This window comes from Catellatospora paridis (genome assembly GCF_009720365.1).
GTDB lineage: Bacteria > Actinomycetota > Actinomycetes > Mycobacteriales > Micromonosporaceae > Catellatospora > Catellatospora paridis.
In genome coordinates this window covers 17,303-44,219 of sequence record NZ_WBZD01000048.1, presented here as the reverse complement: position 1 = coordinate 44,219, position 26,917 = coordinate 17,303, and the positions used below count along the sequence as shown (strand labels likewise).

The 26,917-nt window shown below is 73.0% G+C and carries 22 protein-coding genes and 1 tRNA gene; 5 read left to right on the top strand and 18 right to left on the bottom strand.

Going from position 1 to position 26,917, the window contains the following annotated elements:
* The first annotated feature begins 18 nt into the window (after positions 1-18).
* Positions 19-522 carry a DsbA family protein gene (locus tag F9C41_RS40085; protein WP_155392084.1) on the top strand — a complete coding sequence of 168 codons (504 nt, stop codon included), beginning with the start codon at positions 19-21 and terminating at the stop codon, positions 520-522.
* Positions 523-538: 16 nt separating this feature from the next.
* On the opposite strand, the gene nhaA is transcribed toward F9C41_RS40085, so the two are convergent.
* The 6 genes from nhaA to F9C41_RS40055 form a co-directional block, all read right to left on the bottom strand.
* Positions 539-1,891: a Na+/H+ antiporter NhaA gene (nhaA, locus tag F9C41_RS40080; protein WP_230690378.1), complete on the bottom strand. Its 1,353-nt coding sequence runs from the start codon at positions 1,889-1,891 to the stop codon at positions 539-541.
* 244 nt (positions 1,892-2,135) lie between these two features.
* Positions 2,136-3,947: a gamma-glutamyltransferase gene (ggt, locus tag F9C41_RS40075; protein WP_155392083.1), complete on the bottom strand. Its 1,812-nt coding sequence runs from the start codon at positions 3,945-3,947 to the stop codon at positions 2,136-2,138.
* 77 nt (positions 3,948-4,024) lie between these two features.
* Positions 4,025-4,522, bottom strand: coding sequence for an EXPERA domain-containing protein (locus tag F9C41_RS40070; protein WP_155392082.1), 498 nt, complete (start codon positions 4,520-4,522; stop codon positions 4,025-4,027).
* A gap of 81 nt (positions 4,523-4,603) precedes the next feature.
* Entirely contained in the window at positions 4,604-5,026 is a 423-nt protein-coding gene (locus F9C41_RS40065; RefSeq protein ID WP_155392081.1) for a protein-tyrosine phosphatase family protein, read from the bottom strand.
* A gap of 53 nt (positions 5,027-5,079) precedes the next feature.
* A complete protein-coding gene (locus F9C41_RS40060) occupies positions 5,080-5,433 on the bottom strand; it encodes a hypothetical protein (RefSeq protein WP_155392080.1) in 354 nt (117 codons plus the stop codon).
* A 248-nt stretch (positions 5,434-5,681) separates the two neighbouring features.
* Positions 5,682-6,512: an alpha/beta hydrolase family protein gene (locus F9C41_RS40055; RefSeq protein ID WP_155392079.1), complete on the bottom strand. Its 831-nt coding sequence runs from the start codon at positions 6,510-6,512 to the stop codon at positions 5,682-5,684.
* Between the two features lie 183 nt (positions 6,513-6,695).
* Between F9C41_RS40055 and F9C41_RS40050 the strand changes: the two genes are divergently transcribed.
* Positions 6,696-7,721: a DUF695 domain-containing protein gene (locus F9C41_RS40050; RefSeq protein ID WP_155392078.1), complete on the top strand. Its 1,026-nt coding sequence runs from the start codon at positions 6,696-6,698 to the stop codon at positions 7,719-7,721.
* A 6-nt stretch (positions 7,722-7,727) separates the two neighbouring features.
* On the opposite strand, the gene F9C41_RS40045 is transcribed toward F9C41_RS40050, so the two are convergent.
* From F9C41_RS40045 to F9C41_RS40015, 7 genes are all read right to left on the bottom strand, one after another.
* Positions 7,728-8,702 carry an AraC family transcriptional regulator gene (locus F9C41_RS40045; protein ID WP_196280164.1) on the bottom strand — a complete coding sequence of 325 codons (975 nt, stop codon included), beginning with the start codon at positions 8,700-8,702 and terminating at the stop codon, positions 7,728-7,730.
* Between the two features lie 135 nt (positions 8,703-8,837).
* A complete protein-coding gene (locus F9C41_RS40040; protein WP_155392076.1) occupies positions 8,838-10,112 on the bottom strand; it encodes a Gfo/Idh/MocA family protein in 1,275 nt (424 codons plus the stop codon).
* Positions 10,113-10,253: 141 nt separating this feature from the next.
* Positions 10,254-11,162, bottom strand: coding sequence for a KPN_02809 family neutral zinc metallopeptidase (gene ypfJ / locus F9C41_RS40035; protein WP_155392075.1), 909 nt, complete (start codon positions 11,160-11,162; stop codon positions 10,254-10,256).
* Positions 11,163-11,200: 38 nt separating this feature from the next.
* Positions 11,201-12,868, bottom strand: coding sequence for a hypothetical protein (locus tag F9C41_RS40030; RefSeq protein ID WP_155392074.1), 1,668 nt, complete (start codon positions 12,866-12,868; stop codon positions 11,201-11,203).
* 215 nt (positions 12,869-13,083) lie between these two features.
* A complete protein-coding gene (locus F9C41_RS40025; protein ID WP_155392073.1) occupies positions 13,084-14,031 on the bottom strand; it encodes a sensor histidine kinase in 948 nt (315 codons plus the stop codon).
* Between the two features lie 126 nt (positions 14,032-14,157).
* Complete coding sequence (locus F9C41_RS40970) at positions 14,158-14,493, bottom strand: STAS domain-containing protein (protein ID WP_196280163.1); 336 nt, start codon at positions 14,491-14,493, stop codon at positions 14,158-14,160.
* 53 nt (positions 14,494-14,546) lie between these two features.
* Positions 14,547-16,547 carry an APC family permease gene (locus tag F9C41_RS40015; protein WP_155392071.1) on the bottom strand — a complete coding sequence of 667 codons (2,001 nt, stop codon included), beginning with the start codon at positions 16,545-16,547 and terminating at the stop codon, positions 14,547-14,549.
* 117 nt (positions 16,548-16,664) lie between these two features.
* Between F9C41_RS40015 and F9C41_RS40010 the strand changes: the two genes are divergently transcribed.
* Positions 16,665-16,737, top strand: a tRNA-OTHER gene (locus F9C41_RS40010).
* 23 nt (positions 16,738-16,760) lie between these two features.
* The gene (locus F9C41_RS40005) at positions 16,761-18,356 is read left to right on the top strand and encodes a hypothetical protein (protein WP_155392070.1); all 1,596 of its coding nucleotides are present in this window, start codon (positions 16,761-16,763) and stop codon (positions 18,354-18,356) included.
* 70 nt (positions 18,357-18,426) lie between these two features.
* Here the strand turns inward: F9C41_RS40005 and F9C41_RS40000 are convergent, their stop codons facing one another.
* Together F9C41_RS40000 and F9C41_RS39995 are read right to left on the bottom strand one after the other, a co-directional pair.
* On the bottom strand, positions 18,427-19,218 hold the full coding sequence (locus F9C41_RS40000; protein ID WP_155392069.1) for an SDR family oxidoreductase: 792 nt from the start codon (positions 19,216-19,218) through the stop codon (positions 18,427-18,429).
* 16 nt (positions 19,219-19,234) lie between these two features.
* Positions 19,235-19,570, bottom strand: a complete 336-nt coding sequence (locus F9C41_RS39995; protein ID WP_155392068.1) for a nuclear transport factor 2 family protein — start codon at positions 19,568-19,570, stop codon at positions 19,235-19,237.
* 91 nt (positions 19,571-19,661) lie between these two features.
* Here F9C41_RS39995 and F9C41_RS39990 point away from each other — a divergent pair, with 91 nt between their 5' ends.
* Positions 19,662-20,378: a TetR/AcrR family transcriptional regulator gene (locus F9C41_RS39990; RefSeq protein WP_155392067.1), complete on the top strand. Its 717-nt coding sequence runs from the start codon at positions 19,662-19,664 to the stop codon at positions 20,376-20,378.
* Between the two features lie 54 nt (positions 20,379-20,432).
* Here the strand turns inward: F9C41_RS39990 and F9C41_RS39985 are convergent, their stop codons facing one another.
* The 3 genes from F9C41_RS39985 to F9C41_RS39975 all read right to left on the bottom strand — a co-directional run bounded on the left by F9C41_RS39985 (position 20,433) and on the right by F9C41_RS39975 (position 26,787).
* On the bottom strand, positions 20,433-22,112 hold the full coding sequence (locus F9C41_RS39985) for a PucR family transcriptional regulator (protein ID WP_230690377.1): 1,680 nt from the start codon (positions 22,110-22,112) through the stop codon (positions 20,433-20,435).
* Between the two features lie 140 nt (positions 22,113-22,252).
* Positions 22,253-23,452 carry a M20/M25/M40 family metallo-hydrolase gene (locus F9C41_RS39980; protein WP_230690376.1) on the bottom strand — a complete coding sequence of 400 codons (1,200 nt, stop codon included), beginning with the start codon at positions 23,450-23,452 and terminating at the stop codon, positions 22,253-22,255.
* Positions 23,452-26,787, bottom strand: coding sequence for a serine hydrolase (locus F9C41_RS39975; protein ID WP_155392066.1), 3,336 nt, complete (start codon positions 26,785-26,787; stop codon positions 23,452-23,454). Before F9C41_RS39975 ends, F9C41_RS39980 begins: the two co-directional genes overlap by 1 nt.
* Between the last annotated feature and the right edge of the window lie 130 nt (positions 26,788-26,917).

Sequence of the window (26,917 nt, the reverse complement as noted above, 5' to 3'; positions counted from 1 at the left end):
GCGAACTACGCTGCAGGAGTGACCGAGTCCGTCGCGGTGGACCTCGACCGGCACGTGTACGGGCTGGCCGACGCACCGATCACGCTCGTGGAGTACGGCGACTTCGAGTGCCCGTACTGCGGCGCCGCCGCGCCCGTGCTGCGGCGCCTTATCGACGACTCCGACGGCATGGTGCGCCTGGTCTACCGGCACTTTCCGCTGTTCACCGTGCACCCGTTCGCACTGACCGCGGCGCTGGCCGCCGAGGCCTCCGGCGAGCAGTTCTGGGAGATGCACGACCTGCTGTTCGCCCACCAGAGCCGGCTGACCGACCCCGACCTGGAGAACTACGCGCAGATGCTCGGCCTGGGCTCGGTGACCGGCGAGGCCGTCCAGGACTACCGGCCCGCCGTCGAGGCCGACTACCGCTCCGGGGTGACGTCCGGGGTCCGCGGCACGCCCACCCTGTTCGCCGACGGCCGCCTCTACCAAGGCAAGGTCGAACTGGGCGCGCTGCGCAGCGCGCTGGGCATGCACCGCTGACACCTCGCCGCGGCGGTCAGCGCTGGCCGAGGCTCGGGTCGCGCCACGGGCCGGTCGGCAGTTCGGGCATCTCCATGTCGTCGTCGACCATGCACAGGGGCAGCCGCTCACCGAGACAGCGGAGCGCGACCGAGCCGAGCACCGCCGCCAGCAGCGAGCCGACCAGCACGCCGATCTTGGCCTCGGCCTGCAGCAGCGGGTCGGGGAAGGCCAGGTCGGCGATGAACAGCGAGATCGTGAAGCCGATGCCGGCCAGCACCGCGCCGCCGATCAGGTGCCCGTAGCGCACCCGGCCCGGCAGCTCGCCCCAGCCGGTGCGCAGTGCGAGCGCCGCGCCGAGGCTGATGCCGATGGTCTTGCCCGCCAGCAGCGCCACCACGATGCCGATGGTGACCGGCGACGTCACCGCCCGCCGCAGCGTCTCGGCGTCCAGCCGCACCCCCGCGTTCGCCAGGCCGAACACCGGGATCACCAGGAACGCGCTGACCGGGTGCAGCGCGTCCTGCAACCGGTCGTTGGGCGGCACCGTCGCCCGCGCCGCGGCCGCCGCCAGCCGGGCCCGGACGGCGTCGGCCTGCTCCAGCACCGCCCGGCCGTAGAAGCGCAGCCGGTCGGCCTGTTCCGGTTCCACCGGCGTGGCCGGCACGAGCAGTCCCACGATCACCCCGGCGAGCGTCGGGTGCAGGCCGGACGCGAACACCGCCACCCACAGCAGCATGCCGACGACCACGTACGCCTGCAGCTGCCAGACCCGGGCCCAGCGCAGACCCACCAGCACCAGGGTCAGCGCCAGCACCGCGACCAGCGCGGGCGCCGACACCCCGCCGCTGTAGAAGATCGCCATCACCAGAATGGCGCCGATGTCGTCGGCGATGGCCAGGGTCAGCAGGAACAGCCGCAGCTGGTCCGGGCAGCGCGGCCCGAACAGGGCGAGGATGCCGACCAGGAACGCGGTGTCGGTCGAGATCGGAATGCCCCAGCCGTGCAGGGCCGGCGGCGACGGGTTGAACGCCACATAGATCAGCGCGGGCAGGATCAGCCCGCCGAGCGCGCCCAGCACCGGCACCAGCACCGCCCGCGGGCGGCGCAGCTCCCCCACCGTCACCTCGCGGCTGATCTCCAGGCCGACGGTGAGGAAGAACAGCGCCATCGCCAGGTCGTTGACCCAGTGCCGCAGATCCAGGTCGATCCCGGCGTCGCCGATCCGGACCGACGCCTGGGTGTGCCAGAACTGCTCGTAGCCGCCGCCGGGCAGGTTCGCCCAGATCAGCGCCGCCACCGTCGCGATGAGCAGCAGCAGGCCGCCGCCCGCCTCCGTGGCCAGGAAGCGCTGCAGCGGATACGACACGTGCGGCACCGGGATGGACACCCGCGGACGGGGACCGGGCCGCGGTGGCAGCGCCGTGCTCGCCCCGCTCACCGCAGCCCGTCCGGGTGTTTCGTCACGTTCCCATGATCCCGCGCGGCGGCCCTCCCGCCCGGCCCTTTCCCGGACCCGCCGAACCCAGCGGCGCTGCACTTTCGGGGAAAGTGCAGCCAACAGCCGCTGGATTCGTGCAGTTTCCCCGAAAGTGCAGCGCCGGGCGCTGGCTTGCGGCGCGCCTGGGCGCTCGCTACGAACCTGCCACGGGCCAGACGACCCCGGCGGAGCCGCCGCCGCGGCGGACGGGTTCGGCGGCGGCCAGCAGGCGGCCGTGGCCCAGGAACTCGATGCCGGTCGCGGCTCCGATCTCTGGGCTGGCCGCGAACGTGTGGCCGAGCGCCGTCAGCCCGGGGATCTCCGGGGCGAACTCGGCCTCACCCAGCACCGCGGCCGTGTTGCGCTGGGTCGCGCGGGCGGCGGCGACCGCCTCCGGCAGGCTCATGCCCAGGTCGAGGCGGTTCACCAGGATCTGCAGCACCGTCGTGATGATCGTCGAGCCGCCGGGCGTGCCGACCGCCAGGAACGGCCTGCCGTCGGCCAGCACGATGGTCGGCGCCATCGAGCTGCGCGGGCGCTTGCCCGGACCGGGCAGGTTCGGGTCGGGCGCGCTGCCCTGCGTCGGGGTGAAGTTGAAGTCGGTCATCTCGTTGTTGAGCAGGAAGCCCCGACCGGGCACGACCATGCCGTTGCCGCCGGTCTGTTCGATGGTCAGCGTGTACTCGACCACGTTGCCCCAGCGGTCCGCGACCGTCAGGTTGGTCGTCGACTGGCCCTCGGTCACCGCCGGGCTCGGCGCGGCCGCCGCACAGCCGCCGTAGGCGCCATCCGGCTCACCCGGGGCGACCGGCTTGACCAGCGCCTGCGCCGGGTTGATCAGGCAGGCCCGCTCCTTGGCGAAGCCGTCCGACAGCAGCTGGTCCAGCAGCGGCCGCGGGGTCAGGTCGCCGACGAAGCGGTTGCGGTCGGCGAACGCCAGCGCGCTCGCCTCCAGGTACTGGTGCAGCGCCTCGGTGCGGGTGACCGCGCTCAGGTCGGTCTGCTCCAGGATGTTCAGCGCCTCGCCGACGGCCTGGCCGCCGCTGGACGGGGTCGGCATGCCGTACACGTCGTAGCCGCGGTAGGACACCCGCGTCGGCGACGGCGTGCGCACCTGGTACGCCGCCAGGTCGGACAGCGCCATGGTGCCGGGACGGATCGGGAACGCCCAGGTGCCGATCGGCACGTCGGCCACCGGCGGGTGCTGCACGGTGTCGACGATGTCGCGGGCCACCGCGCCCCGGTAGAACACGCCCGTGCCCTGCCGCGCGATCAGACGATAGGTGTCGGCCAGGTCAGGGTTGCGGAACACCGTGCCGGCCGCGGGCGGCGCCCCGCCCGGCAGATACAGCTCGCTCGTGGACGAGAACTGCCCGAACGCGGCCGCATTGTCGCTGATCTGGGTGCGGAACGTGGGGTCGACGACGAAACCGCGGTCGGCCACCTTCGCCGCCGGACGCAGCGCGTCGGCCAGGTCCGTGGTCCCCCACTTGCGCAGCGCCTTGTCCCAGGTGGCGAGGGTGCCGGGCACGCCCGCGGCGATGCCGCTGACCCGGGCCTCCTGGAACGCGTACGGCAGCCCGGTCGCCGGGTCGACGAAAGCGGTCGACCCCATCGACATCGGCGCGGCCTCCCGGCCGTCGATGGTGTACACCCGCCGGTCCTTGGCGCTGTAGTAGACCAGGAAGCCGCCGCCTCCGATGCCCGCAGAGAACGGCTCCGTCACGCCCAGCGTCGCCGCCGCCGCGATCGCCGCGTCGACCGCGTTGCCGCCCTTGCGCAGCACCTCCAGGCCGACCTGGGTGGCGTCGAGGTCCACGGTGGCGACCGCGCCGCCGTAGCCCGTGGCCACCGGCACCTTCTCCGGGCCGGGCGGCCGCGGGCTCGCCTGGACGGGCGCGGCGGCGGTCGACGCCAGGGTCGTGACGGCGATCAGGACGAGCGCACGGCGGTGGCGCAGTCTCATGGACTTCCTCCCGGATCGGATCAGGTCTATGTCTTCACCGTATGCCGTGAGGCCGCCGCGCGCACGCCGAGTCGTGACTAGAACCGCCGGGTGAACGGCTCCGGTTTGCGCATGCGCACCAGCAGGAGCAGTGGCAACAGGACATACGGGAGGTTGAACGACAGGAACTTGACCGGGTTGGGGGTCTGCCACTGCGGCTCGCCGAAGAACTCCACCCCGAAGACGATGATCCCGGTGATCGTGGAGATCATCGTGGCGTAGATGACGGCGGGGAGCTGGATCCAGTTGCGGCCGCGGATCAGGGCGTACACCAGTACCAGGTAAAAAGGCATGTAGACCAGGGCGGACAGGCCGGTGACGATGCGCATCCACACCGGCGGGCTCATGAACAGCGGGTCGGTGTCGTGGGCGTACCAGTAATTGGAGTTGAGGATGAAGTTGTCCGACGGCTGGCTGAAGTCGAAGCCCAGCGTCGGCATCAGGTCGGCGATCAGCGACGTGATCGTGAAGACGCTGAACACGACCGCGAAGAAGATGTCGATGCGGCGTTCGCGCAGGGGCAGGTTGGCGCTCATGGGGGTCCTCACTCCGTGCGAGGGAGAGTGATCGATTGGCAGGCAATGTACTGCCTCGATCACGCCGCCGGCACCCCTCGATCAGCTCGCGCCGAACCGCTCGACGAAGCGGCGCTGCCAGGGCGTCTCCACGGCACGCGGATGGTAACCGGCCCGGACGTAGGCGACGGCTTGATCGGCGGGCACGCCGTCCAGGACCGCGAGGCAGGCCAGCGCCGTCCCGGTTCGACCGATCCCGCCGCCGCAGGCCACCTCGACCCGCTCGGCACCGGCCCGGTCCAGCGCCTCGACCAGCACGTCCCGGAACGACGCCCGGTCCGCGGGCAGCCAGAAGTCCCGCCAGCGCACCCACCGGGCCGGCCAGGGCGTCTCGGGTGGCGGGTCGCCGAGCAGGTACAACGCGAACTCCGGGACCGGGCCTTCGGGCAGCGGACGGCGCAGCCCACGCCCGCGTACCAGCCGGCCGGACGGCAGCCGCAGAACCCCGAACGCCCGGGCTCCCACCTCACCACGGCGTGACCGTAACAGCCGTCGCGACCCGACCCCGTCACAACCGGCTACGAGGGCATGGGATCCGGGTCTGCTGACCGGACCCGGCGCCTGCGCCAGAGCGGCACCGAAGCCAAGGCCAGCAATCCCACGCCCACCGTCATCCTGCTGATGTCCTTGCCGCTCCATCTCGCGTCGGTCACGCAAGCCTCATCGGTGTTGCAGTTGAAGACCGCGGCCCCAGGGTCGCCATAGATCTGGCAGGAGGCTCCGACCAGGCAGTTGTAGGTGGAACCCAAGGGCGGTCGATGGACCGGAGTCGACGAGGACGACGGCGGTCCCTGCTCGTCCGACATCAGGACGTTCATCGCCAATAAAACGCCCGCGATCGCGACGACCAGCGTCCACCATTTGAGCTTCATCCCGAGCCTCTCCGATCACCGGATGGCGAAGCTATGCGTCCCATGGTTCAGGCGTCAAGCGTGCACGACTCAACCCGCGGGTCGGATGGCGACCGGTGCCAACCTCAACCGACATGATGCGTGATGCGTCGGCGGGCAGCACCCAGCCGACGCGGCCGCAATCCTCCGCTGCGGGAGCCGTCGTGATCGGAGCACAGCCTCAAGCTCGCGTTGAATGCGTGCTCGCTGGCTGAAGCCTGACGACCCATTCAGCCCAAACGGTCGACGAAGTGTGTTCCAAGCGCCGCCAGACGCTTGCGGGCGTCCGCGTCGCCGTTGAGACGCCAGCGGAGGAAGTCGGTGGTGGACTCGGCGACCAGCTCGAAGTCAGGGTCGGCCGGGGACATGAAGGGATTGCGGTGGGTGCCGGACGGCAGCGTCAGGAAAGCCTTCGGCCAAGGGACCGCGTCGTACGCCGCACGACCCTTGTCAATGGTCACCACCTGGTCACCCATGCCGTGGATGAACAGCATCGCCGCCGGGTCGCCCCGGAACTCCGCGCCGACCTCCCCGGCGCTGCCCGCGAGCACGATCCCGGCCTTCAGCCGCGGGTCACGCCACTTCCCAAGCGCGCCGACCGTCGTCATCCCGCCCAACGAGTGCCCACCGGCCGCGATCCGTTCCGCGTCGATCCGCCCATACAGCGGATCGCCCTCCTTCGCCGCCCGAGCCAGCACCCCGTCAAGCACCGCGGTCACGTCCTGCGGCTGGTTGAGCAGGTCCATTACATCGAGCTTCGCCGCCGCTCCATTCGTGTACGGAAACGTAGGCGCAGCCACCGCAAACCCCGCCACCACCCAGTTTGCGATCAGGTCCGCATACTCCGACACGTAACACGTGTAGCCGTGCACGAACACCACCAGCGGATGCCTGCCCTGCCCCGGCGGCAGGTGCACCTCGGTCGGCAGCGGCCGATCCGGCCCCCGGGCGAAATCGATCCGGACCACCGTCGACGGCGCTGCCTCCTGCACCGGCGTCGGCGAGCCGCACCCGGCCAGCACCAATAGTCCCGCAGCGATGATCGCAGTGTGGCGGCGCAACGTCTTCTCCCCCGTCGTCGTATGGCGTCCTGGAAGGAACTACCCGACGGGCCCCACCCCGGGTTGCCCCTCACCCCACACCACTCGCAGCGCCCGCCCCCCACCACGCGTCCGGAACCGGCCGCCCGCGGTGGCGGACGACAGTCTTCCGCCCCGACCCGCCTGCCGTTAAGCTCCCGCACCATGATCTTCTCCCGGAAGCGGCGTCCCGATCCTTCCGCAGCGATCGCCGCGTTCTGGTCCGCGTGGCCGCAGCTGCGCGCCCGGTCCGAGGCGGCCATCGCGTCCCGCGACTTCCCCGAGGGCCTGGTCGCCGACCTGTCCACGCGCGTCAACGACATCCACCCTGAGCTGGAGTGGGAGTTCAGCAAGGGCCGGGTCGCCGAGCACGCGTTCATCGTCAGCGCGGCCGGCGACCCCGTACTGCGCGCACTCGCCCACCGCTGGCGCCAGGCGGCACCCGCGGCAGACGAGACCTGGGAGTTCCACGACGCCCGCCAGGCCGAACCGGAGATGTTCGAGGCGACGTTCCAGGCCGACGGCCACCGGGTGGCGCTGGCCGAGCTGTGTTACGCCTTCAGTCTCGACGAGCCGCGCAGCGAGTACGACGTCGTGGTCTTCCACCCCGCCTTCGCCGACATGACGGAGGAGCAGCGGGCCCGGGTGGCGTTCCTGTCGCTGGCCTGGCTGCTCGGCGAGGACGCCGTCGAGATCTGGATCGGCGGCGTCAACATCACCGCGGTGCCCCTGGACGGGGCGCGGTCGCCGCAGGAGCTGGCCGCGGCGGTGGCGGAGCTGGCCGACCAGTACCGCGAGGAGACCTGGGTGCTGATGGGCAACAGCCCCGACGCCGAGGTCCCGCGTGTTGCCACAGTTCAGCGCCCGCTCAAGCCCGCCCGCTGGCCGGTGCTGGACACGCACGTCGCGATCACGCTGGCCTTCCGGGGCCGGGACAACGGCATGCCCGACCCGGACGCGCTCACCGCGCTGCGCGACTTCGAGGACCGGCTGCGCGAGCTGCTCGCCGACGCCGCGCTGATCGCCCACGAGACCAGCGGCGGGGTGCGGACCTTCCACGTGTACGCCGACTCGGCCCGGTTCTCCGCCGACGCCGTCGAGAAGCTGGCCAAGACCTGGTCAGGGGGCCGGGCGAAGGTCAAGGTCAGCGCGGACCACGGCTGGGAGGGCGTGCGGCACCTGCGTCCCTGAGCCTGTTCAGGTGCGCAGGGTCTGCCGGGGCGAGCGGCCGTACTCGTCGCGGTAGACGGCGGCGAAGCGGCTCAGGCTGGTGAAGCCCCAGCGGCGGGCCACCGCGGCCACGGTGTCGCCGCGGGTCGGGTCGGCGTTCTGCAGGTCGCGGTGGGCCCGGGCGAGCCGCACCCGGCGCAGGTATGCCATCGGGGTGCTGTCGGCGTGCCGGGCGAACGCCGCCTGCAGGCCCCGGGAGGAGATCCCGGCCGCCTCGGCGATGTCCTCGACCGTCACCGGTTCGTGCGCGTGCGCGTCGATGAACGCCACGGCGCGGCGCAGCGCCGCGGGCGCGACCCGGCCGGGCTCGCCGACGTATCCGGTGGCGGTGGCGGTGTTGGGGAACGTCGCGATGGCGGTGGTGGCGGCGAGGTCGACGGCGGCCGCGTGCACCAGAGGGTTGCCCAGCGGGGTGTCCGGTGTGTTGAGCGTGTGGAACAGGTACGCCATGGTGTCGCGCCAGTGCCGGCCTGCCTCCGCGGAGATCGGGCTCATGGCGTCGAAGCGGAAGTCGGCCAGGGCGATGCCGGCGCGGGCGGCGACCCGGGCGACCCGGTCGACGGGCAGGCGCAGGATGCGCAGGTCGAAGTCGGTCCAGCGGATGGTCAGCGGCTGGCCGACCGGGTAGAGGAAGGATTCGCCGCGCAGGGGGCGCAGCTCGTCGCGCCCGGCCCGGACGGTGAGGTCGGCGTTCAGCGACACCACGAACATCAGGTACGGCAGCGGGTCGGTGACCGTCTCCACGGTCGCGGTGTGCCGCACGCTGTCCATGCCCAGCTCACCCGCGGTCACCACGTGCTGGCGGAACTGGAAGTCCACAGCCCCGCCGAACACCCGATGCCGGTGCTCGATGTACGTCTCGCGGAGGACCTCGTGGGCCACCTCCACGTCCCCGGTCGCGAACTCGCGCGCGCGTATGCGCACCGCAACACCCTCAGCCATCTCACCCATCCCCTGGTGCGGCGGCCCGTCCCGAGGTGTTCGGTGCCGGTCGCCTAACCAGGAAACGAGGGTCCGGGGAACGGGGTGTTGCCCAGTCCGCGGGGCAGGAGGACCTGAGCCGCGTTCACGACCGCGTCAGCCGGCGAGCGCGCCCGGCCGGGCGACGGTGACCACGGTGCCCTCGTGCCGGGCCTGCTCGGCGGCGAACGTGGCCAGGTGCGAGTTGAGGGTCTGCGCCGGGCCGGACAGGATGCGCGCCCGGTCGCCGGTGGCCACTGCGGCGGTGAACGCGTCCATCAGCCCGGCGTCGCCGCCGCCGTGCCCGCCGGCGGCGTCCGCGCCGCCCGCGGTCTGCGGGTCGTGGCTGGTCGCCGTGCCGGTGGTGAAGTCGTGCACGGTCACGCTGACGGCGTCGCAGACCAGCTCGCCGCGGGTGCCGAAGACGCGGGTGCGCCGGTGCCCGCCGGTGTTGAAGGCGTTCATGGTGAACGACGCGGTCACCCCGCCGTCGAACTCCATCGCCACCACCTGGTGGTCGACGACGTCGTTGTCGCAGGCGTACACGCAGCGGCCGTAGGGTCCTTCGCGCAGGGCCGCGGTCAGCGCCTGCTCGGTGAAGACCGGGGTCACCACGGACAGCGGCCAGCCGTGCTCGCCGCGCGCCAGCCGGTCGCGGTAGAGGCGGGGGGCCGAGTACGGGCAGTCGGGCTCGACGGCGCAGTCCAGGCACCGGTCGGCGGCGTCGGCCGGGCGGTTCTCGGGGCGGAAGTGGCGCAGCCCGCCGAAGCTGGACACCCGGACGATGTCGCGGCCCACGATGTGCTGCAGCCAGTCCATGTCGTGGCAGGACTTGGCCAGCAGCATGAAGCTGGACAGGTCCTCGCGCCGCCAGTTGCCGCGCACGAACGAGTGCGCCTGGTGCCAGAAGCCGACCGGCTCGTGGTGCTGCACCGACACGACGTCGCCGATCGCGCCGGCGTCGATCAGGTGCTTGACCAGCCGGGTGTACGGGGCATAGCGCAGCACGTGGCACACGGCGAGCATCACGTCGGCCTCGCGTACCGCGTCGACGATGCGCACGCACTCCTGCGGGGTGGGCGCGAGCGGCTTCTCCAGCATGATGTGCAGCCCGCGCCGGGCGGCGGCCACGGCCGGGTCGGCGTGCCCGGAGTCCTGGGTCGCGATGACGACCGCGTCGACGGCGAGGTCACCGTCGGCCAGCAGCTCCTGCCAGCCGTCGTGCCGCGCGGCCGGGTCGATGCCGTGAGCCGCGGCGAAGCGGGCGCGCCGGTCCGGGTCGGGCTCGGCGACGGCGACGAACCGCGCCCGGTCGGGATGGGCCAGGGCCCAGCGGGCGTACGCGTTGCCGCGGTCACCCGCGCCGATCAGCGCCAGGCGCACAGGGTTCACGACGACTCTCCCGCCCCGAAGATCAGTTCCCGGTCCCGGCCACTATAGGAACCGTTTACTGGAACGGCAAGCCGTCGACCGGGTCCGGGACCTGGCACCTCCCGGACCCGGCACGCCCTCATCGCGGCCGCGGGCCGGGGGTCAGACGCCCTTGCTGAAGGTGTCGCACTGGCGGCCGTCGCCGCTGCGGTAGCCGGTGTTGAACCAGTCGCTGCGCTGCTTGGCGGTGCCGTGGGTGAACTGCGACTCGTCGACCGGACCGCCCGACCTCTCCTGGATCTTGTCGTCGCCGATCGCGGCCGCCGCCTCCAAGGCCTGGTCGATGTCCTGCTGGGTCAGCGACTTGAAGATCGGGGTGCCCTTGGCGTCCTTGGTCTCGATGGCGTGCTTGGCCCACACCCCCGCCAGGCAGTCGGCCTGCAGCTCCAGCTTCACCGACAGCGCGTTGGCCGCGCCCGGGTCGCGCTCGGACTGCCGCTGCACGTCCGTCGAGATGCCCAGCAGGTTCTGCAGATGGTGGCCGTACTCGTGGGCCAGCACGTACGGCTGGGCGAACTGCCCGTCCGCGCCGAAGCGTGTGGCCAGCTCGTCGTAGAACGACAGGTCGATGTACACCATCTGGTCCGGCGGGCAGTAGAACGGGCCCACCCCGCTGTCGGCCGGACCGCAGCCGGTGTTCACCGCCTGCGAGAAGAACACCGTGTCGGTCTGCTGATACTGCTCGCCGAACGTCTGCGGCAGCGCCTCGCGCCAGTAGGCCTGGATCGAGTTGATGTACAGCGCGTTGCGGCACTCGGCGTTGTCCAGGCGGTCCGGGTTCGCCGTCGAGCAGGTCTCGCTGACGCCCGGCCCGCCGTCGTCGCCGCCGAACATCTGCGGGCCGAGGAACGTGCCCACCAGCGCCAGCCCGATCACGATCAACGTGCCGACGATGCCGCCGCCGACCGGGATCGGGATGCCGCCGAGTCCGCCACCGCGACCGCCGCCCCCGGATCCCCGGGCGTCGGTCACCTGGCTGGTATCGATGTCCGCGTTCTCGTTGAGGGTCATGCCGCCGCGATACCCCGCGCCGGCTGCCCCTTAACCGGTCACGAGACTCCCGCATACTCCTTCATGGAGACCCGGCACACCGGCTCGCCCTCGACCATGACCGCGTGCACCTCGCGGTAGCCGGCACCGGCCTGGCTGGTGGTGATCCGGAAGAACGGGTCGCCGTCGCCGACCGAGACGAAGTTGTCCGGCAGGTCGACCTCGGCCAGCGAGTTCCACTGGTGCTCGTCGCGGAACGTCGGGGCCGGGTCGTCGGTGAACTGGCGGTAGTTCTCCCCCAGCCAGGCCGCCGCGGCGCGGGTGCAGGAGCCGTAGTAGGTGCTCTCGTAGTCATGCCGGGCCGTGGTGTAGCCGCCGGCCAGCGGGCTGAAGTAGGAGTACTCGTACGGGTAGATGCGGGCGGAGGCGTACAGGGCCTCGCCCTGGCCGAGCACGGCCGCGCCGATCAGCGCCCAGGCCAGCGCCGTGCGCCCGGAGTCGAACGACCCCCGCGCCCAGCGCACCAGCAGCACCGCGGCCAGCACGATCATGCCGGGCGCCACGAACAGGAACTGGCGCAGGCTGTTGTAGAGCGTCGAGTGCGCGCCGATGATCAGGGCGAGCGGGACCAGGATGTACGCGCCGACGAGCAGCATCCGCCCGTCCAGCCGCTGCCGCCGGACCAGTGCCACGACCGCGGCCACCGCGGCGGCGACGGTCAGCGCGACCACGGGCAGCGGGGAGCCGATCACCAGCCACCAGGGGGCGTAGTACCAGGGCAACTGCGTGGAGCGGACCATCTCGCCGCCGAACAGGATCTCGTTGTCCCAGTCGTACTTGGCCATCGACTCGACCGACGACATCAGCCCGTCGACCGGGTTGGTCAGCAGGAACGGCCAGAACAGCGACATCACCAGGTACGCCGTGGTGCCGATGGCGAGCATCGCGGTGAACTGGTTGGTCACCTCGGTGCGCAGCGCCGCCCCGCGCAGCTTGTAGCCGTGCCGCACCCAGAAGCCGAGCCCGACGAGCGCCAGCAGCCCGAACCACAGCAGGGCGTTGACCCGGATGGAACCGGCGAAACCGATCGCCGCGCCGACCGCGGCCAGCTCCAGCACCTCGAACCGGCGGTTCGGCTGCGACCAGCGCCGCATGAGCCGCAGCACCAGCCACAGCACCAGCACCATCGCCACGGCCAGCGGGATGTCCTTGGAGTTGTTCATCATCTGGCCGGTGTAGCGCGGGTAGAGCGCGAGGCCGACCGCGGCGGCCAGGCCCGCCCACGCGCCGAGCCGGCCGCGACCGGCCAGCTCCCGGGCCGCCAGCGCGGTGACCAGCATGCCGAGCACGCCGAACAGCCCGTTGACGATGGTGCGGGTGTTCCAGATCTCGCCGGACAGGTGCTGGAAGAACGCCACGATCAGCTCGAACCCGGCACCGTGCTGCGGCATGTAGAGGTAGTCCGGGAAGTCCAGGAACGAGCGGTCGGCAGTGCCGGACAGGTAGAACTTCAGCACCCGCGCGCCGTAGTCGTCCTGCATGTACTCGTCGTAGGTGCGGCCGTGGAAGCGGCCCTGCGCGACGGTGAACCAGGCCATCACCAGCAGCAGAGCGCCCAGCAGCAGGTGCGGCAGCCGCTCGCGCCACCACGGCGCGGCGGGCTGGGCGGCGGGCTCTGGGGCGTCCTCCGGGCTCGTGGTCACCGGTTCGACGTCGACATCGGACACGAAGCTGCTCCTGAGGTATGGGGACGGGGCGGGCGGCCGGACCCGTCACCGCCGGGCCCCGGGTCGCCCGGGTCGCCGGGAACCGCGCCGCCCGGATCGACGGGGCTCCCTACCGCAAGATTGTCGCCCAGGGTGCCGCCGAGCACCAGCCACGGCGACGCGCGTCCCGTGAGCGGGCACGGTCGATGATCTCCAACGGGCCGTTGCCGCGCTGCTCAGCCGGGCAGCTGCCCGCCGAGCAGCCGTACCGTGAACCCGTCCGGCGCACGCTGCAGGGAGACGTACGCGCAGACCTGGTGGGCCAGCCACAGGCCCCACCCGCCCGGGCTCGCGCCGGGCACCAGGCCGACGAGCGGGTCGGTTGGGCCGGGACCGTGATCGGTCACCGTGACCACGATGCGGCCCGGCGCGGCCCACATCCGCAGCAGCACCGGCGGCCGCCCGTGCAGGATCGCGTTCGTGACCGTCTCGGTGATCGCCAGCAGCAGGCCGCTGAGGTCGTCGTCGGGCAGGCCGGCGGTCGCCTGCAACGCGACGACGGCACCGCGGGCCTGCGCCGTCGTCGGCCCGCCCAGCTCGATCGCGGGCGGGGTGTCCTCCAGCGGGTCGCGCCACGGCGTCACCCCGGCCGCCAGCACGAACGGATCCTGGAAGGCGAGGTTGGCGGTGTGGCCGAGCGGCGTCGCGATGTGCGCGTGGGTCCGCCGTACGAAGTCGAGCACCTCGTCCGGCGTGTTCCGGGTGTCGTACGGGCACAGCCCCCACATCGGGAAGTCGTCGTATGCGTGGTTCACCGCGGCCTCGTAGCGCGCCCACCACTCCCACGGCACGCCCACCCCCGGATGCGGCACGTCGCCCGCGACCCGGATCTGCGCGGCTCCGGCAGCCACGTGCTCGGCGAGCATCTCCCGGTACTGCTTGATCGCGGTGGCCGGGCGCTGGTAATGCGCGTCGCCGTGGATGAAGGTCACCCCGCAGTCGGCGCCCATGGCAACCCGGACGAGCCGCTCCTGGGGTTGCGCGAAGACGGCGAGCGTGGGCTCGCCCGCGGCCACCCCGTCCCGGAGGAAGGGCACGACGACGGAGAGGAACTCGTCGTCGGATGCGTAGAACGCCGTCTCGTGGAAGAAGCCGCGATGGTCTGCGGCCGCGCCCGTTCTCACGACACCTGCTTCCGCATCCTGGCCTCCCCGCACGTCAGGCAGGTACCCCTGACGCGTGCGCCCAACCTAACACAGGCACGTGAAACCGACTCGGCTCACGATCAAGACCTGCGCGAAGGCTCGGGGTCAGTCCAGTGGTTCGCCGCTGAGGTGCGCGTACACCCCGGCCACCTGCAGCACGCGCAGCGCCATCCCGGCCGTGTTGACCAGGCGCAGGCCCCGTCCCGCGCCGACGGCGTCGTTGCGGGCCCGCACGAACGCCCGGATGCCGGACGAGTCGATGAACGTCACCGAGGTCATGTCCACCTCGACCGGCAGGCCGGGGTGCTCGGCCGCCGCCGTGGCCAGCCAGTGGTGCAGGTCGTCCGCCACGGCCAGGTCGACCTCACCGGCCAGCGCGACGCGCACCACGCCGTCCGACGCGACGACGTGGTGGCTCAGCTGGGGTGGTGGCAGGCTCACGCGAAGCTTTGTAGCACACGCGCCCGCACGGGCGCGCCCCCCGGTGGGCGAGGTCAGCCGCCGACGTGGATGCCCGGCCGCCGGGCCGGGTCGGCGTCGCGCTCGCGCAGGATCTCCCGGACGACCGGCGGGGTGTCCCCGCGCCCGAGGAACAGGTAGCGCAGCAGGTGGGTCAGCGGGGAGCCCTCCGACCACTCGAAGTAGCAGTGCGGGCGCACCCCGGTCGTGTCACGCAGCGCGAGCAGGATCGCCGCGATGGCGTTCGGCGCGGCCGGGGCCGACGCGCGCAACACCCGGTGCTCGCCGACCTGCACGCCGGTGACCTGCAGTACGTCGGAGAACGCCGACGGGTCCACCACGTCGATCTCCAGGAACAGCACGTCGGCGCGGCCCGGGACCGGGTTCATGCCGCGCTGCTCGCGCTCCTTGGCGGAATACTCCGCGACGTCGCCCGCCTGGCGGCGGTTGGCGATCAGGTTCAGGGCACCGTCGTGGGCGATCGAGTCGGTGACGAACTGCCGCGCGCGGGTGTCGAACTCGATGTGCTTGACGCGCAGCTCGGTGGTCCGCGCGGCCCGGGAGATCAGCGAGATCACCACGATGGCGGCGATGAACATCGCGGAGATCGCGATCCCGTCGGGCTTCTCCCGGATGTTCTCGCCGAGGGCGTACAGCAGGACCAGGGTGAGCACCGCGAACCCGGCGGCCGCCCACTTGCGGCGGTAGCGGGCGGCGGAGATGGTGACCGCGACACTGCCCGACACCATCATCGCCAGGATGCCGGTCGCGTAAGCCCCGGCCTGGGCCTCCACGTCGGCGCCGAAGGCGATGGTCACCCCGACACAAACGACCGTGTAGACCAGCACCACGGGACGGACCGCCCGCGCCCACTCCGGCGCCATGCCGTACGACGGCAGGTACCGCGGCACGATGTTGACCAGGCCCGCCATCGCCGACGCGCCCGCGAACCACAGGATCAGGATGGTGCTGATGTCGTAGACGGTGCCGAAGCCCTCACCCAGGTGCTCGTGCGCGAGATACGCCAAGGCCCGGCCGTTGGCCGCCCCGCCGGGCTCGAACTGCTCCGCCGGGATCAGCACCGTCGTGACGAAGCTCGTCAGCAGCAGGTAAACCGACATGATCAGCGCGGCGACGGTCAGCAGCTTGCGGGTGTTGCGCACCCGCGACGCCATCCGGGCACGGCCATCCTGCCCGTCGGCGGCGACCAGAGGCATCATGCTCACTCCGGTCTCGAAACCGGACAGGCCCAGCACCAGCAGCGGGAACGCCAGCACCGCCGGGCCGAGCATCCCACCGAACCCGCCCCCGCCGCTGGTCAGCGCGCCGGTCCAACCCGACCACGCCCCCGGCGTGGTGAACACCTCGACCAGCCCATACACCGCGATCACCGCGTTGAGACCCAGGAACACCGCAACCAGCGGGATCGCGACCCCGACGGCCTCGCTGAAACCGAGCAGGAACACCCCGCCCAGGATCAGCAGCAGGACCACCGTGATGGTGACCGCGTGGCCCTCCAGGAAGTGCGGAGCCAGGGGGTTCTCCAGCAGGTGCACCGACGCGTCGGCGGCTGACAGGGTGATCGTGATGATCCACGACGTGGCCACGAAACCGAGCAGCACCAGCACGAACGCCTTACCCCGCCAGAACGGCAGCAGATCCTCCAGCATCGCCACCGAACCCTGCCCGTGCGGGCTCTCCTTGGCCACCCGCCGGTACATCGGCAGCATGCCCAGCAGCGTCAACGCCACGATCAGCAGCGTCGCCAGCGGTGACAGCGCGCCGGCCGCGGTCGCCGCGATTGCGGGCAGGTAGGCCAGGGTGGAGAAGTAGTCGACGCCGGTCAGGCACATCACCTTCCACCAGGACTGCGGCTTGGCGTGGCTCTCGTCGGCCTCAGGACCGACCGGCTGCACGCGGTGCTGCAGCAGCCAGCCGCCGAGCCGGCCTGCGGGCGGGTGCGCCCCGGCGGGGCTGTCGACGACGGCGGGAATGGCGTACTCGACTGCCTTGCCGGTGGTGGTGTGGCTGCTCATGACCTTCCGATGCCCGAGGTGCGAACCTGATTCGCGAACAGGGGACACCTTAGGCGTGCCGGTCACATCCCACGCACCCGCGTCCGCTGTCGGAGTCGCTGGGTACGCTCCCGGCGGCAGGCCGTAGCGCAGAGGTCGTCGCGCCACTTCGCGCAGTTGGAGGACGCCGGTTCGAATCCGGCCGGCCTGCCACCCACCGTCCCGGAGGTGTGCATGATCACGCTGCTGCGCGGCGACCTGACGCAGTGGCGGCGTATCCGCGCGCAGATGCACTCACCAGCCGTGGTCGCGGCGGCGGCGGACGCCCGCGCGGTTGGTGACTGGCGCGCGGCCGCGGCCTTCGCCGACACCGACGTCGACCTGGATCTCGACAAGGTCCGGCACCGGTTCGGCACGGAAGCCGCCGTCGCCGTCGACGAGGACCTGCACCACCTGGCCCTGGACCTGCTGCTCTGGCACCTGCCGCGGCATCAGGGCGGGATGACCACGCTGCGGGCCCGGACCAGCGCCGTGCTCGCGCCGCGTGCCGTGGACCACGGCACCCCGCTGATCCGGGTGCGCCTGCCGCTGTCGCCGACCGGCCCGCAACGGCTCCGGCTGACGGTCGTGACGCTCAGCGAGCTGAACGACCACCGCTGGTATGTCGCACCGCGCCACACCTGGGACGTGCGCGAGACCTCGGCGTTGCGGGCCGCGTGGGGCTGCTCGGCGGACCGCCCGCCGCTGCTCGCGCCGGACGGCTCGCCGCTGCCCTGGTCCGCGCTCGGCATCGGCGACGACGCGGCGGCCGCGACCGAACGCGTCTACCTGATGCTGGCCGCGGGCGAGTACACCGCCGCCTGGCGCGCCTGCGGCATCGAGATCCCGTTCACCGGCACCAAGGCGCTGCAGCGCGGCTCCGCCGGGCCGACCTGCCCGGTCGGGCTCGCCGACGAGATCCGCGCCGCCGCCACGACGTTCGCGCAGCGCCCACGGTTTCCCGCCGAGCGGGTGGACACGCTGTTCGGGGCACATCTCAACGTGAGCGTCGGCGACGAGCTGGTCGCGGCGGAGTCCGACCCGCACGAGTACAACGAGGGCCCGCCGCAGGTCGCGAGCGGCCCCGTTCCGGCCGACCTGGCCCTGCTCCACGCCGGGCTGCTGACCCCTGCCGAGCTGCACCCGCTGCTGCGCGCCGCCCTGTTCCCGGCTATGCCGCAGGCGGGCCCGCGCCGGTCGGTCGGGCGCGCACCGGAACCGGCGGCGGGTGAGCCCGGTGCACCGGTCCGGGTGCGCTGCCGGGGCGAGTGGCATGTCGTGAGCGTGCGGGACGGGGCGCTGCGGCTGCACGACCACGATGCCGACGAACTGCGCCGGGAGCAGACAATGCGCGTGCTGGGCGGGCCGGGCGCGGGTTGCTTCGCGGTACGCGACACCTGGCTGACCGGGGTCGGCCGGCTGCCGAAGGCCCTGGCCGCCCAGCGCACCCGGGTGCGCGAGCGCGTGCTCGACGGTGACACCGACTGGCTGCTCGACGGCCTGGCCAGGGGCGTGGTCGATCCGCTGATGCGCGACGGCAGCGGCTGGTCACTGCGACACATGGCGATGTGGGTCGACCACGCGCGGCTGCTGCCGCTGCTGGACGCTGCCGGGCTGCCCGTGGACACCCCCGACCGCATCGGCCGGCACCCCGCTGTACGTGGCCGTCATGAACGGCGGCGACACCGTGCTGATCCGTGCCCTGCTCGACGCGGGTGCCGACCCGCTCGCGGAGACGGTCCACGGGGCCAACCCGGGCGGCGTGGCCGCCGATCATGCGCGCCGCGATGACCTGGGGTTTCTCGTGAAGTTGTGGCGCGAGCGCTACGCCGCGACGCGGCGCTGACCGCGCGGCCGGCGCTCAGACCGTCGGGACGGTGCCGCCGTCGATGGTGTACTCCGCACCGTTGATCGACGCGGCCCGGTCGCCGCCGAGGAACGCGACCAGCTCGGCGACCTCCTCGGGCCGGGCGGGCCGCCCGATCGGGATGCCGCCCAGCGACCGCATGAGGCCGTCGCGGGCCTCGTCGCGGCCGCCGCCCGCCTCCTCGGCCAGGCGGTCGATGAGCCGGGACGCGGCGGCGGTCTCGACGAACCCGGGGGCCACGGAGTTGACCCGGATGCCCTGCGGGCCCAGCTCGTTGGCGAGGTTCTTGCTGTAGTTCGACAGCGCCGCCTTGGCCGCGGCGTACGCGATCGTCGAGGTCAGCGGCAGTCTGCGCTGGATCGAGGAGATGTGCACGATCGCGCCCGAGCCCCGGGCCAGCATCCCGGGGACCAGCAGCCGGTCGAGCCGGACCGCGGCCATCAGGTTCGCGTCCAGATCGTTGCGCCAGTGCTCGTCGGTCAGCGCCAGCACGCCGCCCGGCGGCGCGGAGGAGCCGCCGACGTTGTGCACGACGAGGTCGACCGTGCCGAGGGAGGCCAGCGCTCGCTCGGCGAGCAGGCGTACGCCCTCGGGGGTGCTGACGTCGGCCTGGACGAACTCGGCGGGCAGCGGCTGCTCCGGCGCGCGGCGTGCGCTGACGACGACCCGCGCGCCCGCGGCGGCGAGCCGGGCGGCGACCGCCGCGCCGATGCCCTGGGTGCCGCCGGTGACGACGACACCCCTGCCTTCGTAGCCGTCGGCGATGCCGACCGTGGTGGTGCTCATGCGCTGTTCCGTTCGGTCAGGGTGCGATGTGCAGTTCGGTGATCAGGTCCTGCTGCGTGGTGAACCGGAACGTCAGCCGGACCGGGCTGCCGGGGAAGTCGCCCGCGACGCGCACCGGGACGCTGCTCAGCTCGGGTGCGTGGTCGCGCCGGCCGAGCACGGTGATCGTGTACGACAGCGTCCCGGCCAGCTCCTCCCGCCACTGGCGGATCTCCGCCCGGCCCCGGCGGGTGCGGCCCTCGTCCGTGACGGTCGCGTCCGGCGCGAAGCAGCCGACCATCGCATCGATGTCGCGCTGGCGCTCGGCGTCTAGATACCGGCTCACGGCGTCCGGTCTGGCGGTGATCGTCATGGTGCTGCCCTCCTGTGCGCCGCTCCGCCGCGATTCGGACAACACGGTCCGGGGCTGGCGCTATATACGCTATACCAACTACTATAGCGCTATGGAACAGCCCTCGACCAGTGCTAATGCCCGCGATCGACTGCTGCTGGCCACCGCGGAGCTGCTCACCGAGGCAGGCGGGGGCCCCGTGTCGACCCGGGCGATCTGCGACCGCGCGGGCGTCAAGGCACCCACGCTGTATCACCACTTCGGCAGCAAGCAGGGTCTCGTCGACGCGGTGCTCGACTACGGCTTCGCTCAGTACGTCGGCGGCGGCGGGCCGGGATCGGCCGATCCGATCGCCGACCTGCGGACCGGCTGGGACCGGCACGTCGCGTTCGGGCTGGCGCACCCGAGCTTCTACGTGCTGCTGCACGGGCAGGTGAAACCCGGCGTGCCGTGCGGGGTGACCGGCCCCGAGCTGGTCCGGCTCACCGAGTTGTGCGAGGCCGCCGCCCGCGCCGGGCTGCTGCGCCGGCCGCCCCGCGACGCCGCCGAACGGCTGTTCGCCGCGAACGTCGGCGTCACGCTGAGCCTGATCGCCCAGCCCGAGCGGTCACGCGACCCGAACCTGTCCGCGGACCTGCGGGAGACCGTGCTGGCCGCGATCACCACCGGCCCGGGTCCGGCCGAAGGTGCCAACGCTGCCGGGCCTTCCCGGGCCACCGCCGCGGTGGCGTTGCGGGCCGTGCTGGGCGAGGCCCCCTCCGGGCTCTCCCCCGGCGAGACCGCCCTGCTCGGCGAGCTGCTCGACCGCCTGGCCCGTGCGGGCGGCTGACCGTCACCCCGCCGGACCTCGACCCGCCGGGCGAACGCACATCCGGTCGCGCGGTCAGCGGCTGCGGTCCGCCGCGGCGCCCGGTGTGATCACGCGCAGCTGGAGCATGGCCGCGAAGCGGGCCTCCGGGTCGGTCAGGTCCAGGCCGCCGACCTCGGCCAGGCGGCGCAGCCGGTAGCGGAACGTGTTCGGGTGCACGTACATCGCCGCCGACGCCGCGATGACGTCGCCGAACGCGTCGAGCCACGCCCGCAGGGTGTCCACCAGGTTCGCGTGGTGCTGCTCGTCGTACGCGAACAGCCGCGCGACCGGCCCGGTCGGCCGGTCGCCGCGTGCCGCCACCAGGTCGCGCAACTCCAGCACCAGCGATTCCACGTGCACGTCGGCCAGCCGCGCCACGCGGTGCCCGTGCGTGCCGTGCGCCGGACCGGAACGCAGCACCCGCAGTGCCCGGTCGGCCCCGGCCCGCGCGTCGGCGAGGCCGCCCGCGTCCGCCGCCACCGCGCCGATGCCGATCACCGCGCGCACCCGGTCGCCGACCCGGTCGAGGAAGTCGGTGGCGATGCGCAGCGCGCGCTGCTCGCCGTCGCCGTCGCGGGCCACCGGCAGCAGGCCGTACGCAACGTCGCCGACCAGCGCCGCGACGCAGCGAGGATGCACGGCGGTCAGGTGCATCGCCAGGCCGTCGGCGAGACGCTGGCGCTCGCTGGTCAGGTTGACGTCCGCGCCGATCGACTCGTCACCGGGCGGCAGCATGGCCAGTGCCAGCACCACCACGGGCTGGTCGGCCAGGCCGAGGCGGTGCAGCGCCTCGCGCGCTCCCGCGCCGCCCTCCAGCGCGGTGCTCAGCAGGTCGGCGCGCAGCCGCCGTTCCACGTCCGCGCCGGCGCGGATGCGCAGCATGTGCAGCGCCACGAGGCGGGCCGCGTCGCGCAGCGCCTGGCTGCGCTCGCCGCTCAACGGCTCGCGTACGGCCGCCCAGATCGAGCCGAGCACCTCGTCGCCGGCGCGCACCGCGACCGCCACCCGGGGCACGCTGAACCCGTCCGGCTCGCCCCGCGGCTCGACGAACACCGGCTGGTCACTGCGGTACAGGTCGCGGAACACGCCACGCTCGGCCAGCATGCGCGAGTAGTGCTCTGGCACCTGGCGGCCCAGGATCGTCTCCACGCGGGACGGGTCGGCCTCGTCCTGCCGGCCCGAGAACGCCAGCACGCGGGAACTGCGGTCCTCGATGGTCACCGGCGCGTCGAGCAGCGCCGCGACCGCGTTGGCCAGGGCGAACAGGTCTCCTGAGGGCATACCCCCGATGGTCTGCGGCTCGGCGTCGCCGACGTCGCCCTCCGCGAGCAGTGCCCGCAGCAGCGCGGCCAGCTGCGCCCACGACGCGCCGCGGGTCAGCGCGAGCAGCGCCACGCCCGACTCGTCGGCGGCCTGCCTGAGCTCCGGGGTCAGCGCGAGCGGCGCGCGCAGCACGAGGGCGGTCGCATCGTGCCGGCCCAGGGTGCGCAGCAGGGTCGCGACCTCGGCGGGTTCGCGCAGGCCGACGCCGAGCACCAGGGCGCGCTGCGGCAGCACGGGCTCTTCGAGGGGGTCGTGGATGGCGACGCCGCCGATGTCGCCGCCGCGGTCCGCGTCGCCGTGGACCAGCTCGAGCAGCGTCGCGCCGAGATCGTCGAGGACGCGGCCGAGGGTGGCCTGGGAACGCAGGTTCATCTTCACCGGGGCGAGCACCGTCCGAACATAGGAGCAGGACGGCAAGGCTAGTTCGTGCCATCCGACAACACCAGGCCCCCACTTCGTCCCGGCGTACCGTTCCCGGACCCCGCCCCCGCCCCCAGATCGCCGCCGCGGCGATCTTGGGGCGGGGGCGCTCAGTGCGGGGAGGTCAGGAGGTCGGTGGTCAGGGCGGTGAGGAGGGCGGTGCGGGCGGGGAGTTCGGCGATCAGGACGTGCTCGTCGTCGGCGTGGGCGCCGCCGCCGACCGCGCCGAGGCCGTCGAGGGTGGGTGTGCCGACGCCCGCGGTGAAGTTGCCGTCCGACGCCCCACCGACGGCGGCGCAGGTCAGTGCGGGCAGCCCGAGTTCGGCGGCGAGCTTTTCGGCGCGGGCGTACAGGCCGGCCGAGGACGCGGCGTCCAGCGGCGGCCGGTTCGGTCCGCCGACCAGCTCCAACGCCGCCGCATGGTTAGGAAGGGCACCTTCCTCTACATGTAGCGATGTGCCGAGCTGCTGCTCGTCTCGCTGACGCGAGCCGACGGTGCCCTTCCTTTCCACGCCGAGGAGGCTGGTGTGGATGCGGGATTGTTCGGTGCGGGTGCGGACGCGGACGTCGATGGCGAACTCGCCCGCGGCGGGGACGGTGTTGGTGGTGGTGCCGGAGGTGAGGAGGGTCGGGGTGACGGTGGTGCCGAGGGCGGGGTCGGCGAGGGCAGCCACGGCGAGGACCGCTTCGGCGAGGGCGATGGTGGTGTTGACGCCGCGTTCGGGTTCGAGGCCGGCGTGGGCGGCGCGGCCGGTGGCGCGCACCCGGTAGAGGGAGACGCCCTTGCGTTCGGTCTTCAGGGCGCCGCCGGGGGCGGCGGCTTCGAGGACCAGGGCTGCGGCGCAGCCGGTGGCCTCCTGCTCGACCAGGGTGCGGGAGCTGGGCGAGCCCAGTTCCTCGTCACCGGTGACCAGGATCGTCACGCCGTCGCGGTCCGGCAGCGCGGCCACCGCGTGGAAGATCATGGCCAGCCCGGCCTTCATGTCGAAGCAGCCGGGCCCGCGCAGCACCCCGCCGTCCACGGTGAACGGGTGGGTGGCCAGTGAACCGATCGGCCACACCGTGTCGTGGTGGCCGAGCAGCAGCACCCGTGCCGGGCCTGCGCCGAAGCGCCAGCGCAGGTGGGTGCGCCCGTCCCGCACGATGCGTTCCGGCGCGACGCCGAGGCGCCGGCCGCCGACGCGGGCCACCACCTCGGCGCTGCGCGCCACCGCGGCCAGGTCGTCCGACGGGGACTCGCAGGTCACGAGTTCCTCGATGTCGACCAGTAGGCCCGGCAGCGCGTCCTGCATCCGCGTGAGCAGCGACATCAGCCGACCTTGGGGGTGGCCCGCACGCCGAAGTGCACGTACCGCTCGCCGGTGGGCAGGCCGTAGAACGTGACCGGCGTCCAGGTCTGCTGGCCCGGCTCCCGCACGACGTACAGGTCGGTGGCGACCGGGGTCAGCGTGAACTCGTGCACGGGATCCGGCATCAGCGAGGCCAGCGGCCCGGTGATGGTCACCCGCAGTACGCCGTCGGCGAGCACCTCCATCCGGGAACCGGCCCGCTCGTACACGCCCACGTGCGGCGTCAGGTCCGACTCGACCGGGCCGGCCGGCGGGGCGAGCGGGTGCGGCATGGCCACCCCGGCGAGCTCGGCGAAGATCTCCCGGTACAGCTCCTCGTACAGGTCGCGGGCGTTGCCGCCGTTGGTGAGCATGGTGACCGCGAGGCCCTGCGCGGGCAGCATCCGCAGGAACGCGGCCTGCCCGATGGTGTTGCCGTCGTGGCCGATCAGGCGTGCGCCGTCCCAGCCGAACCGGATCCAGCCCAGGCCCCACGAGTCGCCGAGGGAGTGCTTGTCGGGCAGGTCGGCGTGCAGTTCCGCCATCGCGGCGGTGCTGTCCGCGCTCAGCACGCGGGTGCCGTCGGCGGCGACGCCACCGGTGAGGTGCATTCGGGCGAAGGCGAGCACGTCGGCCGCACTGGCGCTGATCAGGCCGGCCGGGCCCAGCGCGCGGGGCAGGCCCCAGACCGGGGCGCGCAGCTGCTCGCCGTCCGGGCCGGCTACATGGCCAACCGCGGCGCGGTGCAGCAGCGCCTCCTCGGGCAAGGTGCCGGTGCGGGTCAGGCCGAGCGGGGTGAACAGCCGGTCCCGCATCGCCTTGTCCCAGGTGCCGCCGGTGAGCCGCTCGATGACGTACCCGGCCAGCGAGAACCCGGAGTTGCAGTAGGACCAGGTCGCGCCGAGCGGGTGGTTCTGCGCGACCTCGGCCAGCAGCGTGGCGTACTTCTCCAGGCAGTCGTCGCCGCGGCCGGTGTCGTCGAACACGTCGCCGTCGATGCCGCTGGTGTGCGTCAGCAGGTGGCGCATGGTGACCTGCTTGGCCACGTCGGAGTCGGACAGCCGCAGCTCGGGCAGCACCTGCGCGAGCGGGGCGTCGAGGTCGAGCAGGCCCTCGTCGACCAGCTGCAGCGCGACCGTGGCGGTCCACACCTTCGAGATCGAGCCGATCTGGAACACCGAGTCGGTGGTGGCCTGCACGCCGGTGTCGCGGTTGAGCACGCCGTACGCGGCCTCGACCAGCTCGTCGGGCCGCCCGTCGACGCCGACCCGCAGGATGCCCAGCGTCGCGCCGGGCACCTTGTGCTTGGCGGCCAGCGCGGACAGGCGGCGCTGCCAGTGCGCGGCGTCGACCGGTGCCCGGCCGGTGCCGGCGTACTGCTCGACCCAGTCGACGACGCGGCGGTTGAAGTCGACGCGGTGCGAGGGTGCGCCGTCGAGGATGAACAGGTGCGAGCCCTCCGGGTACAGCACCAGGCTGGTCGGCACGCCGTTCTCGCGCAGCGCGGCGTGCCACTGCTGGGCCTGCCCGACGGGGCAGCGCAGGTCCGCGCCGCCGTGCACCACGAGAGTGGGCGTGCGCACCTGGTCCACCTGCGCGTACGGCGACATCGCCGCGTAGCGGGCCGGGTCGTGCCAGGGCAGCCCGCCCAGCTCGTGCACGGCGAGGAAGTGCCCCTGGTCGGAGGTGCCCGCCATGCTGTCCAGGTCGCTGACGACCCCGCCCGCGACGGCCGCCGCGAAGCGCCCGTCCCGGCTGGTCAGGTAGCAGGTCATGAATCCGCCGTAGCTGTAGCCGGTGACCGCGAGCCGCGCCGGGTCGGCCAGCCCTTCGGCGACGAGCTGGTCGATCGGCTCCAGGAAGTCCTTGGCGTCGCCGTCGCCCCACGCACCGACCGCGGCGTTGAAGAAGCTCTCGCCGTAGCCGTCGCTGGCACGCGGGTTGAGCAGCAGCACCGTCCAGCCGCGTGCGGCCAGCTCCTGGTGGTAGAGGTGGATCTCGTCGGCCGCGCCGTTCCAGGCGTTGTGCGGGCCGCCGTGGATGTCCAGCAGCAGCGGCCGCGGGCCGGTGACCGCGGGGTCGCGGACCAGCCAGCCGTGCACGACCGTGCCGTCGGAGACGGTGAACTCGCGCTCCTCGCGGGCGTACAGCCCGGACAGGTCAGTCCCGTGCGAGGTGCGCACGTCTCGCACGCCGGTGGCCGGGTCCACGGCCACGATCTCGCCGTACGACGTGGCGGTGCCCAGCACGACGGCCGCGGTGTCCCCGGCGACGGCCATGCCGGACACGTTGAGCCCGGCCCCGGCGACGACCGGGCGGGGCGTGCCGCCGTCGGTGTCCACCGCGTACAGGTGGGTGCAGCCGCGGTCGCGCACGCAGAACAGCACGGTGCGCCCGCCGTCCACGAGCCGCGGCACCGCGCCCGGGTAGCCGGGACCGCCCGACATGACGTTGCGGTCCAGCGCCGCGGCCAGGTCCACGATTGGGCCGCCGTCCAGCGGCAGCCGCAGCAGCCGGGCGTGCCCGACCGGCCCGTCGACGCCGCCGACGACCAGCAGGTGCCGACCGTCGGGGGTCCAGCCGACCGGGCCGGCGACACCGTCGGCGAGGCCGACCTGGCGCGGCGCGGCCGCCGGGTCGGTGAGGTCGAGGACGTGCACGGGCACGCGTACGCGCAGGTCGGCGTCGGGCGCGGTGGCCGCGGCGAAGGCGAGCGTGGTGCCGTCGGGCGACCAGGACGGGTCGCCGGCGTGCCAGTCCCCCGCGGTCACCTGGCGCACCTGCCCGGTGGCGACGTCGAGCACGTGCAGGTGCTTGCGCATCGTGCGCAGCAGGCCCGCGCCGTCGGCCTGGTAGTCGAGCCGGTCCGCGACGATCGGGGCCTTGGCCCGCCGGGCGCGGGCCGGGTCGTCCTCGCCGTCGGCGGCGTGCGTGTCGACCGCCGCGCCGAAGGCGATACGGGTGCCGTCCGGGCTCCACACCGGTGCGCCCGCGCCCAGCGGCAGCGTGGTCAGCCGGGTCGGCTCGCCGCCCGCCGCGGGCAGCAGCCACAGCTGCGCCGGGCCGTCCTGGGCGCGCAGGAACGCGACCCGGGTCCCGTCCGGCGACCACGCCGGGGCGGAGTCGGCGTCGCCGCGGGTGAGCTGCTCGGCCTCGCCGGTGCGCGTGCCGACGCGCCAGATCGCGTGCCGGTTGCGGTCGGCCCCGGCGTCCGCGGTGCGCAGCACGTACAGGATCGTGCCGCCGTCGGGCGACAGCGCGGGCTGCTCGGGCACCGCGAACATGGTCAGATCGTCGATTCGCTGGCGTGTGGTCACCGGGATCTCCTCGCTGGTCGGTCAGGTCGATGTCGTCGCGCCGCCCGGTGGGGCGGCGACTGCTTCGTCGGGTGGGCCGCGGCCGGGTCGGCGGCGGGCCCGTCGTCAGGACCGGGCCGGGTCGGCGGCG